Below are 14,210 nucleotides of genomic sequence, written 5' to 3' on the forward strand. Positions count from 1 at the left end.
CTGCTGCCGCTTCGCAACGAAGTGGACACGGCCATCGAGAGCCGCCACGAGCAGGTACGCAAGCTATGGGACGATATGCTGTCCTCGATTGGCATAGAACGCCGCAAGGACCGATAGACGGCGATCCCGGCAATGGCATCGATACCAGAAGCGGAAGCCTTGATACAGATCAAAGCTTCACGCCGGCTTCGCTCCACCTTCGGGCAAGCGCCTGCAAGCGCAAGCGATTTCGGAGTCTCCGATGAAAGCCGTCTCCGTGGAAGAAGCGGTCGCCAGGATCCCCAACGGCTCAACCGTGATGGTCGGTGGGTTCATGGGGGTCGGAACGCCGGAGCGTCTGCTGGACGAACTGGTCAGGCAAAGGAAGTGCGAACTCTCCATCATCAGCAATGACGCCGCGTTCCCCGGCAAGGGCGTCGGGAAACTGTTCGATGCGGCGCTGGTCTCGACGCTGACCACAAGCCACATTGGGCTCAATCCGAACGTACAAAAGCAGATGATGGCCAACCAGGTCGCCGTCAACCTGGTGCCTCAGGGCACCTTCGTCGAGCGCATTCGGGCCGGCGGCTGCGGCCTGGGAGGCGTACTGACGCCGACGGGCGTCGGCACCATGGTCGAGGAAGGCAAACGAAGGATCGAGGTCGACGGCAAGAGCTTCCTGCTCGAGACGGCGCTTCGCTCGGACTTTGCGCTGATCCATGCATTTCTGGCGGATTACCTTGGCAACCTCGCCTACGCGTTGACCGCACGCAACTTCAATCCCGTCATGGCAATGGCGGCCGATACCGTCATCGTCACCGCGGAGAACATCGTTCCCGTCGGCGTCATCGCGCCCGACCATGTCGTAACGCCCGCGCCGCTCGTCGATTACCTCATCGCCAACGGGTGACCCGTGGATGCTCAATCGATCATCGCGCGACGGGTGGCACGCGAACTCCGCGCAGGTAACCTCGTCAATCTCGGCATCGGAATTCCGACACTGGTCGCAAACTTTGTTCCGTCCGATCTCAAGGTATTTTTTCAGTCGGAAAACGGATTGATCGGCACGGGACCCATACCGGAGCAAGGCATGGCTCACCCCCACCTTACCGATGCCGGCGGACGGCCGATCAGCGCCCTGCCCGGCGCCTGCGTCTTCGACAGCGCGATGTCGTTCGGATTGATCCGTGGTGGTCACGTGGATATAACGGTCCTCGGCGGCCTGCAGGTCGACGCCGAAGGACACCTCGCCAACTGGATGATCCCCGGCAAGATGGTGCCGGGGATGGGCGGCGCGATGGACCTGGTGACCGGAGCAAAGCGCGTCATCGTCGCCATGCAGCACGCCGCCAAGGGAAAATCGAAGATCGTGCAGAAATGCGCACTGCCGCTGACTTCTTCCCGGCCGGTCGACCTGGTCGTCACCGATATGGCGGTGATCGGCTTCACCGCCGGACGGATAACGCTTCAGGAGACCGCGCCGGGCGTCACCATCGCCGAGGTCATGGCGGTAACGGAAGCGGACTTGTTCATCCCAGCCAACGTTCCCCAAATGAAAATCTGATCCGACAAGCTTAGGCACGAGGACCAGCAATGCGCATCTTCAGCGACTTCAGCGAGTTCAAGGCAGCGGTCGGCACCGAGGTCGGAGCCAGCGAATGGATTGACGTAACCCAGGAGCGCATCAACCTCTTTGCGCAGGCGACCTGCGACGATCAATGGATCCATGTCGACCAGGAGCGGGCAAGGAACGAGCTTCCGGGGGGCGTCACCGTCGCCCACGGCCTGCTGTCGCTCAGCCTTGCCCCGATGTTCATTCGTTCCGTGATGGGGCTCAAAGGACTGCGCAACACGTTGAACTATGGCGCGGACCGGATCCGCTATCTCTCCCCCGTCCCGGCCGGCTCACGGATCAGAGGCCGCACCAGCATCGCCGAAGTGGAAGACGTCCCGCCCGATGGCTTGAGGGTCAACTACCACATGGTGATCGAAATCGAAGGCGGCCAGCGTCCTGCGTGCGTCGCCGAGCTGATCGCGCTCCACCACCGCTGAACGCGATGCCGGAGACGCTCCGGCTGGCAGATCCATCGGAATTATCGGATGAAGAAGCACACTTGGTATGTGACCTTCGAACTCCCATGGCGAGGCACAGCGGTCCGCAGCCGGCGCTCCCGATCGACCCAAACGTTTGAAACCGAAATGGAAGCCAGGAATTTTGCGCGTGCGAAATTCGACGAGGGATTGGTCGTGACCGCCGGAACAATCATTCCTCATTTGCCGAGACGCGCGATCCCATCGGGAAACATTCCGTCATGGCTTGACGAAGGACAGCAACAAGACAGCGGCAACGCGGCGGAAAGCACTGACCCGCACTCTGGGAAGATCGAATAAACCGCACCTTCAAAGGGCGCGCGAAACTCTCGCGGCGCACAGCCGTGCCCGCCATATGCACGATAATCAACAAAGCAATATGAGCGCTCACCCATTGCTCTTGAGTGTTGCCATTTTGGCACGAGCATTTTGCCTAAAGTACGTAGGCTTCAGTTGCAAGTTGGAATCAATGCAACGCCTGCAACACCCGTTGGTGGGGACAATTTAAAGCCAACGGAAATGGAGAGGAAAAAATGAAAAGTTTTCTGCTGGCTACCGTTGGTCTTGTAGCATTGGTCGGCATCGCCGCCCCCACATCCGCTGCGGATATGGCAGTCAAGGCACGGCCACCCGCGCCGGTCGTGGCTCCGATCTACGACTGGACTGGCTTCTACATCGGCGCCAACGGCGGCTGGGGTACGAGCCGCAAGTGCTGGGACTTCGTGACGCCGGCCGGCACGTTCGTCACGGCCGAGGGTTGCCATGACGCAGACGGCGGCACCGTCGGCGGTCAGCTCGGCTATCGCTGGCAGGCCGGCACCTGGGTGTTCGGCATTGAAGGCCAGGGCAACTGGGCCGACTTCCAGGGCAGCAATGAGAGCCTGTTTTTCCCCGGCCTCCGCAACGAATCGCGCATCGATGCGTTCGGCCTGATCACGGGCCAGGTCGGTTACGCCGCCAACAACGTTCTGTTCTACGTCAAGGGCGGTGCGGCCGTTACGGCGGACCGTTTCCGCGTCTTTGATATTCCCACGGGCCTCGTAGTCGCCACCACTGGCGACGACACCCGTTGGGGTGCCGTGGTCGGCGCGGGCATCGAATTCGGCTTCGCTCCCAACTGGTCGGTCGGCGTCGAGTACAATCACCTGTTCATGCAGGACCGCACCCACACCTTCGTCGACCCGACCGGCGCCTTCGTCGGCAACGACCGCATCACTCAGGACGTCGATATCGTCACCGCTCGCATCAACTACCGCTTCGGCGGTTTCGGGGCGCCTGTCGCGGCTCGCTACTGATCAAGGGTTTGTCTCCAGCAAGTCGAGCCTTGGCCCCGGCACAGTGCCGGGGCTTTTTTGTATGTGCCGAGTATGAACGACAGCTTGGAGGTGGAAGTACTCTATCCAGCCTGATGACGGCGAAGGGTTAGCGAAGCGCAAGGGCGTCATCGCGAGGTGGGGTCTGAAGACAGCGCGGAGCAAAACCGCGGTCCGATGGACAAGGCCCGCAGCTCTGACGAGACGCTTAGGCCGCTCTGCATCCCGAAGTGAAAAAAGGGTGGTTGCCGTTCTACAATCGGTTGGCGACAGGATTGCGGATGCCATCACCAGACGGTGTTGCCAAACCAGCCGAACCGCGGCTGCCGCGCGACCAAGACCGGATGTGGCGTCACGTGCCGCTTCACGATTTTGCGTGGCCGTTGCGGCTTCAGTTCTCGCCGTCGCGGGTTGGATGGCTCCAGCCGCTTCGCGTCGGATGGTTGCATCAACGCAAATGCTTCGCGTTCCCTCTCCTTTATAGAGACGCCGGAGGCCGTCGCTGGACTGGCCACGCGGCCCTCCACGATCGCGGTCGGCGCGGGAACGATCGTCGGAAGGGTGGTATCGAAAACAATGCGCTCCGGCCATTTCCGATCGGAGTGAATGCGGATGACGGACGAATTGGCGTGCGATCTCTCAATGACCGGCAATCCGGTCAGGCATGCGTCCAGAAGGAACACCAGAGTGAGCAGTATTCCGCCGACATAAAGGAAATATCGCGCCAAGGGCATACGCTACTCCGTCGCGGCGCCGCACCCGCTTCGAGGTCGAACCCGGGTACGGTCGTGTCTTGGCAAGAGCCGCCTTCCACCTCGACGTCGAGCAATCCGAGACATCAACGAGGTGCTATGGCGGCAAGAAAGGTCCGGTCAGCGCCGACCGACGCGATCCACCGGGCCACCGCGGTTCGTGGGCGTGCCGACACGGCCGACGCCGGGCGTCGCCACCGCACGCGCGACCGGCCGCGGGCGCAGCACGACGCCTGCCCTAAGGCTGACCACGGCCCCCTCTGCCGGCTTGATACAGATCAAGGGCACGTGCGTAGAGGCTACTTGGGCCATCCTCGTTTCGCTTGAGCTCCCTCCTCGCCGCGCGCCAGCAGCGTCGTGCGCAACACCTCAAAGATCACCGCCGTCGACCAGCCGAACAACAGAACCCCGTTCATCGCGGTCATCGGTCCAAGCAGAGACCAACGTTTGACCGGCGCCACGTCGACCGCCGTGCGTCTCAATCGATGATGTGATATCCACCGTCGATATACATGACGCCGCCCGTGATCAGCTTCGCGGCGTCGAGCGCCAGGAATGCCGTCGCCGCACCGACGTCGTCGATGCTCACGAGACTCCGTGCAGGCGCGGTGGTTTGCGCCTTGTCCATCAGCTCGTCGAATTCGGGAATTCCTGAAGCAGCGCGCGTCGCCAATGGCCCCGGCGAGATCGCGTGCACCCGGATCCCCTTGGGGCCAAGTTCGGCTGCGATGTAGCGGACGGCGGCCTCGAGGCCCGCCTTCGCAACGCCCATGACGTTATAGTTTTTGACGACCATCTGGCTGCCGTAATAGGTCATGGTGAAAAGCGTGCCGCCATTCTTCATCAGCGGCTCCGCCAGATGCGCCATCCGCATGAACGACCAGCAGGAAACGTCCATCGTCTTGAGGAAGCCGTCGCGCTCGACATCGACGACGCGCCCATGCAGGGCCTCCTTCGGAGAGAAGGCGATCGAGTGCAGCAGGAAATCGAGCTGTCCCCACTCCTTCCCGATCCGCTCGAACACCTGTTCGGTCTGTCCTTCGGCATTCACATCGAGCGGCATGAAGATCGAAGCCTCGAGATCCTTTGCCAGCGGCTCGACGTGCTTCCTGGCCCGCTCGTTCAGGTAGGTGACCGCAAGCTCCGCGCCCAGGGCCCGAAACGCCTTGGCGCATCCCCATGCGATCGACTGATCGTTGGCGATACCGACGATCAGTCCCTTCCGTCCCTTCAGCGCAATCTTGGTTTCTGGAAATACCGGAATGGTCATGACGCTCTCTCGCGTTTCAGACTGGAGGATGAGTGTCGATTCCACAGCAGCGACAATGTGTGCTGTGCAATCATGAGTTCTTCGTCGGTCGGCACGATGTAGACCGGAATTTTGCTGTCCCCGCGCGATATCCGAGAGCTGTGGCGAGCGTTCTCGACCGGGTCGAGAGACACCCCAAGCCATTCGAGCCGCTCCGCAATCCGTGCCCGAATGCCGACGGAATTTTCACCGATTCCCGCGGTGAAGACGAAACCATCGAGACCTTGCAGGGCCGCAGCCAGCATTCCGGCCTGCAGCGCAACCCTGTGGACGAAATAGTCGACGGCAAACACCGCATGGGGATCGCAGCTGTTCTGAAGCTCCCGCATGTCGTTGCTGACGCCGGAAAGTCCCTTCAGCCCGCAATCGCGGTAGAGAAAATCCTGCACCTCGGCTGCTGACATGCCCTTTGCCGTCATCAGGTACAAAATGACTCCGGGATCGATCTGGCCGGTGCGCGTTCCCATCGGGAGTCCATCGAGCGCGGTGAATCCCATCGTGCTCTCCACGCTCCGTCCGCCGTGTATGGCGCACATGGAGGCGCCGCTTCCGAGATGCGCCACGATCACCCGGGCGCTGGCGATTTCGGGTGCAACGTCCGGCAGCGTCTGTGCGATGTACTCATAGGAAAGACCATGAAATCCGTAACGGCGGACTCCCTCCTCGTGCAGCCTAATGGGTATGGCGTAGTGGTCGGCGACCTCGTCGTGGTCGCGGTGAAAAGCCGTGTCGAAGCAGGCGACCTGGGGCAGCGCAGGAAATTTGGCAAGCAGGATTCGGATCGGCGCCAGATTGTGGGGCTGGTGCAATGGCGCAAGTGCCGTCAACCGCTCAAGACGCGCGACCACGCCATGATCGATCAATACGGGGCGATCGTAGTCGGGACCGCCATGGACGACGCGATGGCCGACGGCGAGCGGCCTCAATTGATGTTCGTCCCGTAGCCAGGCGCTGGCGAGCATCAAGGCGGTCGGGACATCAGGTACGTTCTCAATCGGATAGACCCGATCCGCCAACGACTCTCCTGCCGCGCCGGTTGCGCGCAGCCGTGGACGGCTGCCGATCCCGTCCATCTGCCCCTTGATCTGTCGGCGCAGCCTGCTGTTGCCATCCACGGCAAACACCTGGAACTTGACGCTTGAAGAGCCGCCATTGATGACGAGGATGGTGTCCATGGCCGTCACGCTGCGATTGTCTGGGTGCGGCGACGCCGCGCGTCGGCATGGAGCGTCGCAACCGCGCAGGAAGCCATGCGCGCTCTCGCTGAATCGGCACGCGACGTCAACACGATCGGCACGCGAGCGCCCAGTACGATTCCGGCACTGTCCGCCTTCGCGAAGTACGCAAGGTTCTTGGCCAGCATGTTACCGGCCTCGAGATCCGGCACCACCAGGATCTGCCCTCGTCCTGCAACTTCCGACTTTATTCCCTTGATCCGCGCCGCTTCGGGATCGACTGCGTTGTCAAATGCGAGCGGCCCATCCAGCAGCCCGCCCGTGATCTGCCCGCGGTCCGCCATCTTGCAGAGCGCGGCGGCCTCGATGGTCGACGGTATCTTGGATGTAATGGTCTCGACCGCCGAGAGAATAGCGACTCGGGGAGACGTGCCGATTCCAATCTGGATAAAGAGATCAATCGCATTCTGTATGATGTCACGCTTGACATCGAGGTCCGGAAAAATATTGATCGCGGCATCGGTGATAAACACGGTCTCGCTATAAGTCGGAACATCCATGATGAAGACGTGACTGATCCGCCTCTCCGTGCGCAGCCCGGTCGCCTTCGCGGTCACGCTTCGCATAAGTTCGTCGGTGTGCAGGCTGCCTTTCATCAGCATCTCGCCCTTGGCCGCGTAAATCAGCTCGACTGCCTTTGCGGCGGCAGCCTCGCTGTGAGGCGCATCGACCAGCTCAAATGCGCTGATGTCGATACCGTGCTTGAACGCGACCGCCCTGATCTTCGCCGATGGTCCGACAAGCACGGGCTTGATGATGCCCGCCTCGGCGGCATCGGCTGCGCCGCGCAGCGAACTTTCATCGCACGGATGCACGACGATGGTTGTCGCCGGCGGGATCGCTTTAGCCGCTGCAATGAGACGATCGTATTTCGCGCCGGCTCTCGCTTCACCCGCTTCTATGGATGCAATGCCCATTTTCAACTCTCCGATCAACCGGCCAAAGCCTAAGACGCCTTCGCCTGCGATGCTCCTGCGAGACCGAACAATTCAGTCACGCGATCGAGCCGCTTGGCTGCTTCGCCGGATATTTCCGCACTCGCGGACAGCACGCCCCGAATTGCCTCCAGGCCGGCACGCCGCTCGTCTTCGCCGGGCGGAAGCAGTTTGGGAATGGCGGCGAGGCTCGCCGCCGGCTCGAGCAGCAGCATGAAGAATTGCTCGCGCACGACCTTCTTGAACTGCGCGAGCGTGAGACGCGAGCCTGCGTCGTTGGCGCGAGCCCGCCGCAATGCCTCCAAGCTCCGCTCGTCGACCATCCCCCGCGAACTTCCGACATAGAGCAGGCCGCGAATGACGCATTCCCTGAGACCCCCGCTGCCGACCTGCGATCTGAGCTCGGCGATACGCGCCTCCAGACGCTTGCGGTGTTCGGGTGACATCTGCAGCTTTGGCGAAACTTCGGCATCCGGCGTGACGCCGACGGCGGCCTGCACCACGGGCGATCCATAGATGCCGAGAAAGAGCGCTTCGCTAAATGCTTCCTGCGTGTCGCGCCACTTGTCGAGGACGTCGACGATGTTCTTCGAGACGGTCTCCTGGAACTTGACGAACGGATTGTCCTCTGCCGCCGGCTTGCGCTGCTCGCGAATCTTGTCCGCGGCTCTGGCGACGCCCTTCATGACGGTGGTATCGCCTCCAAAGGCCTCGTAAGAGACGCGTAGCGGATGCCATTGGCGCGTCAACTCCGCCATTTGGGGCGTAACTGCCGCACGGACCCACGGCTGCACAAACTTCCGGTAATTCGAAAGGTTGATTTCGGATACGCGGGCGGCGGTCGCAAACCGCCGTTCATCTTCGGCCGTGTTGCCGCCCATCGCCCTGATATCGTCCAGCGTGCGCCGCTCGCACCGCATGATCCACGTTCCACCGGCAAGCTCCGCATGGATTGTGTCGGCGGATTTGGCTTCGAACGTTGCCTCGTAAAGCCCGGGCGGCAGCACGTCGATCAGGTCGATATTGCTCGAGAATTCGCTGTGCTCCTTCTTGGCGACGCCGCCGGAGACGAAGATGCCGAGATGCCCGACCGTCTCGTGAACGGTGTAGACGATGGTCTGCCCATACGCCCGGATCTCATCGACATCGCTGTAGAGATCCAGAATCCAGCCCAGCGCCTGCTGCGGCGGCGTGATGTTGTCGCCCTTTGAACAGAACACCACGATGGGGGAGCTGATATTCCGAAGGTCAACGGTCTGGCCGTCCGATGTCTTGATGCGCCCGGCGGCGAGGTTATTGCCGACGAACAGTTCGTCGACAATGAACTGGATCTCCTCGGCATTCAAATTGACGTGCCCGCCCCACCAGCGCTCGAATTCGAGGTAACGATCCGCCTCGCTGTCGACCTTCGAATAGACATTGTATTGCTTGGTCCAGAGCGTGTTCGCGGGGTTCATGTTCTCGAAGTTCTGAACAAGCCACGCCCCGTCGAACTTGCCGCCGCCAAGGTCGCTGGTGAGCGCGGTCAGCCAGCTTCCGCCCAATAACCCACCTGAGTAGCGCATCGGGTTCTTGCCGCGGACGCCGGCCCAGTAGGACAATGGCGCGCCGGCGATGATCAGCGGGCCGAACAACTCCGGCCGCAGCGAGGCCAGAATCATGACCGCCCAGCCGGCTTGGCAGTTGCCGATCACGCATGGCTTGCCGTCGGCTTCCGGATGCAGGGCGATAACCTTCTCGATAAAGACGGCCTCGGCTCTCGCGATGTCCTCGATGGTCTGACCGGGCATCGGTTCGGGCAGGAAGCCGATGAAATAGCAGGGATGGCCGGCTTTCATCGCCACGCCGATCTCGCTGTCGGCCTTGAAACCGCCGATTCCCGGCCCGTGACCCGCACGAGGATCAACCACCACGAACGGGCGGCGCTTGTTATCAATCGCCACGCCGCTTGGCGGAGCAACGCTTACCAGCGCATAGTTGACGGGGCGCGGAAGGGTTCTGCCGTCGACGATCAATTCAACTTCGTAGTTGAGGACATGAGGCGCGGTTTCAGCGATGTGTTCGCGGTATTGCAGTCCGCGCCGGCGCATGACATCGAGGAACAGAACACTGCGTTGCCCGGTATCGACCAGATATTCGAGGCCGGATGCAAAGAGCCCCGGAAGCGCTTCGCCCGAGAAGGCCGGCTTGTTGGTAAACATGCTCGATTCTCTCACTGCTTGCAGCCCTGCATCAGGATTGCGCCCGGGCGGCAGGGACCATTGATATAGGTCAAGGGAACAGCGCCCGTTCGGCGCGTGCAGCCACTTCAAGAAGCGCCTAAACGCCAGGCATTGCGGCGACTTTTTCGGTGCTCTGTTCGACACCAGTAGCGGCGGCATCGGCCCGCTCTTCGCGGATCCAGGCCATCATCAATTCCCAGGTCACCGCCAGAATGATGGGCCCGACAAACAGCCCGAGGATGCCATGCGCTAGCATTCCGCCCAGAACACCGATGAAGATGACAAGCATCGGCGTATTCAGCCCACGTCCCATGAGTATCGGTTTGAGGACATTGTCGGCCAACCCCACGACCAGAAGATAGACCGTCAACGGAAGCGCCAGCGCAAAGTCCATGGTCGCCCAGATCCATATGATGACGGGAACAAGGACGATTGCAGATCCGATCTGCAGGATGGCAAGAATCAGCACGAGGAAAGCCAACACGCCCGCATGAGGCACGCCTGCAAGCTTCAATCCGATTCCGACCAGCAGTGATTGAAGGACGGCTACACCGATGACTCCCTGAGCTATCGTGCGTATCGTCAACCCGGCAAGTGCGACAAAATCCTGGCTGCGCTGGGTAACCAAGCGCGCCTGGATCCTTTTTATTGCCGCCACGAGACCTGGACCGTAATGGAACAGGAAGCCCGACAGCACCACCGACGCGACGAATTTGAGCGTTCCCAGGCCCGCGCTGCCGGCAAAGGCAAGCACCGGACCAGCCAATGGCTTCAGGTGCGGGGCGACTTCTTTAAGCGCGGCCCCGAGATTTGTGAAAGCATAGTTCCAGAGTTCGTGAATCTGGGCGCCGACGACCGGCCACTCCTTGACGCCTTCAGGAGGTGACGGAATGACCAGGGTGCCGCCGCCAAGCTGGCGAGCAAACTCTTGCAAGCCATCGATCACGCCGTATCCAAGCCATGTCACCGGTCCAATGACGATCGCAAGATTGATGACAGTGATGATCGCGGCTGCCAGCTTCGGCCGATCGCCGAGATGCACCGATAGCCAGTTGTACGGCCGGTACAGGGCCACGGTCAGAACCATGCTCCAGGCGAGCATGGGGATGAAGGGACGAACAAGAACGAACGACCAGTAAACGAGGAAGGCCAGCAGACCCAGGCGGAGCGCCAGCTGGAAGATTTCTCCTCCGGATATCGTCTGTCGAACTACCCTCTCGGCCATCGTTTCGACCTCGTTGACGCGCGCAACGACCCCGCAGCGGACCGGATGCATCCCGATTGAACTTCACCTGACATCAGGAGCCTATCGGCGCCTGCCCAGGCGCGCGCTTGATCCAGATCAATCGGCAGCACGCAAAGGTCGTTCTGGCTGGTCAAGTGCACTGCCGGAGCCGGGGAGCCTCTCGTTATGCCTGAAGCCGCCGAATATTCGGTCCGTGAGCATCTTCGCGACGATCGTCCAATCACGATCCGTGCGCTTCGTCCTGATGACCGGGCTGAGATGCTCGCGGCGATCGGGCGGACCAGCATGCAATCGCTGCAGCGGCGCTTCTTCGTGCCGAAGAAGGGTTTTTCCGAGAACGAAATGGCCTTCTTCCTCAACATCGACTTTGAATCGCACGTCGCAATCGTCGCGGAAATCGCTGAGGATGGCCACCTGGTCATCGTCGGCGGCGGACGCTATATCGTTGTCCAATCGGGCCAGGCGGAGATCGCTTTCGTCGTGGTCGACGCCTATCAGGGCCAGGGTATCGGGACGATCCTGATGCGGCATCTCGCGGTCCTGGCGCGCGACGCAGGCCTCAAGGAACTGGTCGCGGAGGTGTTGCCCGAGAACACCGCCATGCTGAAACTGTTCAAGAAGTTCGGCTTCCGGCCCGACTCAAAAGGATCGCCGCAGGTGGTCCACCTGACGCTGCAACTGCCTTGAGCACGGAGATTCGTGCCGGAGTTCGCTCGACGCTACCGCAGCCCCAGCAGCGAGCGGCGATAGCCGTTGCTACGGGCTTCCTCCCGGCACACAAAACTTCCGGTAAAGCCGCGGCCATACCGTCGTTGCCGCTTCGAGTAGTAGATCCCTTTGCCGAGATCGAGCCAGACGACCACATCGGCGCGGCAATATCGTTGCGCCTGTGCTTCATATCGGAACGGCGTGAGCGGATTCGCAAAGGCGCCGGCAACGCCATAGGCAATGATCGAAGCGGTTATCACACCCGTACCCCAGAGTCCTGCGCGCGCAGCGCTACAATTCAGCGGCAGACATACGCCCCGTTGACCAGCACGCGGACACAGGCTGTGCCCGCAGCGGCTGCACCAACGGCCGCTCCGCCGACCACCGCGCGGCGGGTTTGTCGTCGTGCAACGCCCGCAACGCTCCCAGGGGTCGCCGGCCGTCCTACTCTCGCCTCCGCGCTCTCAATCGACAGTGCAAGACCATTGCTGGGTGACCACGTTACCGATCCAAGAGTCCCGAACGCGAAAACCGCGGTAGCCAAGAGCGCCCGCCTGATGCTGATCTTCTTCATATCGATCTCCTCTGCTGATGAGGCCATCGAAAACCCTCCGAGATCAGCGCGGTTGATCCAGGTCAATAAGCTTCGCTGACCTAATTCGGCACAGTCAATACTGCTGTCTTCGCATCTCGGCATCGAAGAACTCAAAGGCATTGTTGATGATATTCTGCGAGATGACCGGCGCACCAGCGAGGTTATTCGGAGGATGCGTAGCCTGCTGAGTGCTTCAGTCGGGTAGCGTTCAGTTCAGCGGTGCGCAGATAGATCTGCGTAATAGTACTGGCGTGCGATACCGGACGGCAACGTCCGGATCCCTGATCCCCCTGCCGAGGGTTAAATTATTGCCACGGGTTTACGACAAGCGCCCTGTCCGGACTATTGCCCCAATGGTCATTGTCCCAACGGGCGAGTGACCTTGACTGAACGCAAATCCGACGTGATCGCCGTTCCAGGACCTTGACCTGAGGGAAGACCAGGCGCTTCGAAGCGCAACGACATGCATCGCTACCGTAATCCATGCACAACAGAGGAGACCATGAAACAGGGTGCGAAAAACATTAATCTCGCCGCTTCCGCATTTGCGTTTGCGGCGCTGTTTTCGTTCAGCTGGTCACCTGTCGGACCCGTCAAACGCGCAGATATGGCAACCGATGTTCGATCGGAGCCGTTGCTGTGATCAACGCATGCTCGAACGCGCGCATGGCCCGCCAACTTGGCGTCAATCGCCAACATCGGCTTGCTGACCGAAACAAAGGTCTGAGCGTCCGCATCTGTTCACGGAGAACGAACAGAGTCCGTATTTTTGCGGTCAGACAAGTAAATAAACAAAAAACAAAAGGCCACGCGGGCATTACACCGCATGGCCTTTGCGAGACTGTTCCCTAGGCCCCCAAGAGATTCCGTCTCGGGGCGAAGAGTGCGCGGGTGGAGGCGTCTGTCCAGGTGGTGACGGAATTACCCACAGGCTAGACGAACGAACACACCTCAACCAACTCGCCCGCTTCAAACAGCGTCTTTAGCAACCTTCAGAGGTGACGCCTTGACCGACTTGCTGGCTGGCTTGGCCGCGAACTCCATAGGCTCTTTCGTGAAAGGATTTACACCGCTACGGGCTTCAGTAGCAGGCTTGTTCACGACTGACATTTTGACGAAGCCGGGAATGACGAACTCGCCGGATTCATTCAGCTCCTTATAGCCTACAATCGCCATCTGCTCGATGACGGCCTTTACGTCTCCTTTGGAAACCTGCGTTCCCTCTGCAATTGCATCAATCAACTGATTCTTGGTCATCTTGGCCATGATGGATTCCTTTGTGGAGGCTCAGAACAATTCAATGCGCATGAGCTACGCGGAGTGCGTCACACTGTTTAAAGCGCAGCAAAGCCACGCAGCTCGCTTCTCGTTCATGCCTATGGTCATGAAGTCACCGGGCTTAAAACCTATCGAGACCCAAAACGCAAGGAGCAGCTCGGCGTATGTTCCATGCCTGGCTTCTACTCACCTGCGCTTTTCTTTGATTGAACCATCGCCCAAATCTCCGCTTCGGACCTAATGGCCCACAGCCATGACAATGCAAATTATTGCAGATGCAATTGCGCGTGCCGGACGTGCCAGGTCTCGGTCCCCAACCGGACCTGCGATGTCTCAACCCGTCTTTCGCATGAGGTAGCTTATGAGAGATTGGAGATCCACTCCTCCCATCGATGCACCGATGACTGCGTCACCGGCAACAAACAGGTGGCGAGCGAAATGGCGACATCTCTCTACAACGGGCAGCGGAATCGCGCCATTCAAAATGAAGCCGCCAAAACGGGCGAATAGACGAGCAATATCAATTGGTTGGGGTGGGAGGGTACGC

At 60.6% G+C, this 14,210-nt stretch carries 16 protein-coding genes; 7 read left to right on the forward strand and 9 right to left on the reverse strand.

The features are described 5' to 3' along the window. Positions 1–241 precede the first annotated feature (241 nt). The 5 genes from V1294_RS30480 to V1294_RS30500 all read left to right on the forward strand — a co-directional run bounded on the left by V1294_RS30480 (position 242) and on the right by V1294_RS30500 (position 3,365). Positions 242–889, forward strand: coding sequence for a CoA transferase subunit A (locus V1294_RS30480; RefSeq protein ID WP_334502386.1), 648 nt, complete (start codon positions 242–244; stop codon positions 887–889). Between the two features lie 3 nt (positions 890–892). Beyond that, positions 893–1,543: a 3-oxoacid CoA-transferase subunit B gene (locus tag V1294_RS30485; RefSeq protein ID WP_334478497.1), complete on the forward strand. Its 651-nt coding sequence runs from the start codon at positions 893–895 to the stop codon at positions 1,541–1,543. Positions 1,544–1,572: 29 nt separating this feature from the next. After that, positions 1,573–2,031: a MaoC family dehydratase gene (locus V1294_RS30490; protein WP_334502388.1), complete on the forward strand. Its 459-nt coding sequence runs from the start codon at positions 1,573–1,575 to the stop codon at positions 2,029–2,031. A gap of 48 nt (positions 2,032–2,079) precedes the next feature. Then, positions 2,080–2,370, forward strand: coding sequence for a hypothetical protein (locus V1294_RS30495; RefSeq protein ID WP_334478494.1), 291 nt, complete (start codon positions 2,080–2,082; stop codon positions 2,368–2,370). Positions 2,371–2,603: 233 nt separating this feature from the next. Beyond that, positions 2,604–3,365 carry an outer membrane protein gene (locus V1294_RS30500; RefSeq protein WP_334502389.1) on the forward strand — a complete coding sequence of 254 codons (762 nt, stop codon included), beginning with the start codon at positions 2,604–2,606 and terminating at the stop codon, positions 3,363–3,365. A 305-nt stretch (positions 3,366–3,670) separates the two neighbouring features. On the opposite strand, the gene V1294_RS30505 is transcribed toward V1294_RS30500, so the two are convergent. From V1294_RS30505 to V1294_RS30535, 7 genes are all read right to left on the reverse strand, one after another. Continuing rightward, a complete protein-coding gene (locus tag V1294_RS30505) occupies positions 3,671–4,117 on the reverse strand; it encodes a hypothetical protein (RefSeq protein ID WP_334502391.1) in 447 nt (148 codons plus the stop codon). Positions 4,118–4,255: 138 nt separating this feature from the next. After that, entirely contained in the window at positions 4,256–4,447 is a 192-nt protein-coding gene (locus tag V1294_RS30510) for a hypothetical protein (protein ID WP_334490254.1), read from the reverse strand. A 166-nt stretch (positions 4,448–4,613) separates the two neighbouring features. Further along, positions 4,614–5,405, reverse strand: a complete 792-nt coding sequence (gene fabI / locus V1294_RS30515) for an enoyl-ACP reductase FabI (protein WP_334502393.1) — start codon at positions 5,403–5,405, stop codon at positions 4,614–4,616. Continuing rightward, positions 5,402–6,619, reverse strand: coding sequence for an acetate/propionate family kinase (locus V1294_RS30520; RefSeq protein ID WP_334502395.1), 1,218 nt, complete (start codon positions 6,617–6,619; stop codon positions 5,402–5,404). Before V1294_RS30520 ends, fabI begins: the two co-directional genes overlap by 4 nt. Positions 6,620–6,624: 5 nt before the next feature. Then, complete coding sequence (locus V1294_RS30525; protein WP_334502397.1) at positions 6,625–7,596, reverse strand: phosphate acetyltransferase; 972 nt, start codon at positions 7,594–7,596, stop codon at positions 6,625–6,627. Positions 7,597–7,625: 29 nt separating this feature from the next. Next, the gene (locus V1294_RS30530; RefSeq protein ID WP_334502399.1) at positions 7,626–9,815 is read right to left on the reverse strand and encodes a DUF3141 domain-containing protein; all 2,190 of its coding nucleotides are present in this window, start codon (positions 9,813–9,815) and stop codon (positions 7,626–7,628) included. A 118-nt stretch (positions 9,816–9,933) separates the two neighbouring features. Continuing rightward, entirely contained in the window at positions 9,934–11,112 is a 1,179-nt protein-coding gene (locus V1294_RS30535; protein WP_334502402.1) for an AI-2E family transporter, read from the reverse strand. A 135-nt stretch (positions 11,113–11,247) separates the two neighbouring features. Here V1294_RS30535 and V1294_RS30540 point away from each other — a divergent pair, with 135 nt between their 5' ends. Continuing rightward, positions 11,248–11,769: a GNAT family N-acetyltransferase gene (locus tag V1294_RS30540; RefSeq protein WP_334502404.1), complete on the forward strand. Its 522-nt coding sequence runs from the start codon at positions 11,248–11,250 to the stop codon at positions 11,767–11,769. 32 nt (positions 11,770–11,801) lie between these two features. On the opposite strand, the gene V1294_RS30545 is transcribed toward V1294_RS30540, so the two are convergent. Continuing rightward, positions 11,802–12,050, reverse strand: coding sequence for a hypothetical protein (locus tag V1294_RS30545; RefSeq protein WP_334502406.1), 249 nt, complete (start codon positions 12,048–12,050; stop codon positions 11,802–11,804). Between the two features lie 837 nt (positions 12,051–12,887). On the opposite strand from V1294_RS30545, the gene V1294_RS30550 reads away from it, so the two are divergent. After that, the gene (locus tag V1294_RS30550; protein WP_334502408.1) at positions 12,888–13,028 is read left to right on the forward strand and encodes a hypothetical protein; all 141 of its coding nucleotides are present in this window, start codon (positions 12,888–12,890) and stop codon (positions 13,026–13,028) included. A gap of 326 nt (positions 13,029–13,354) precedes the next feature. Here V1294_RS30550 and V1294_RS30555 read toward each other — a convergent pair whose 3' ends face one another. Beyond that, positions 13,355–13,651, reverse strand: coding sequence for an HU family DNA-binding protein (locus V1294_RS30555; RefSeq protein ID WP_108513426.1), 297 nt, complete (start codon positions 13,649–13,651; stop codon positions 13,355–13,357). Positions 13,652–14,210 lie beyond the last annotated feature (559 nt).

The organism is Bradyrhizobium sp. AZCC 1678 (genome assembly GCF_036924765.1).
Lineage (GTDB): Bacteria > Pseudomonadota > Alphaproteobacteria > Rhizobiales > Xanthobacteraceae > Bradyrhizobium > Bradyrhizobium algeriense.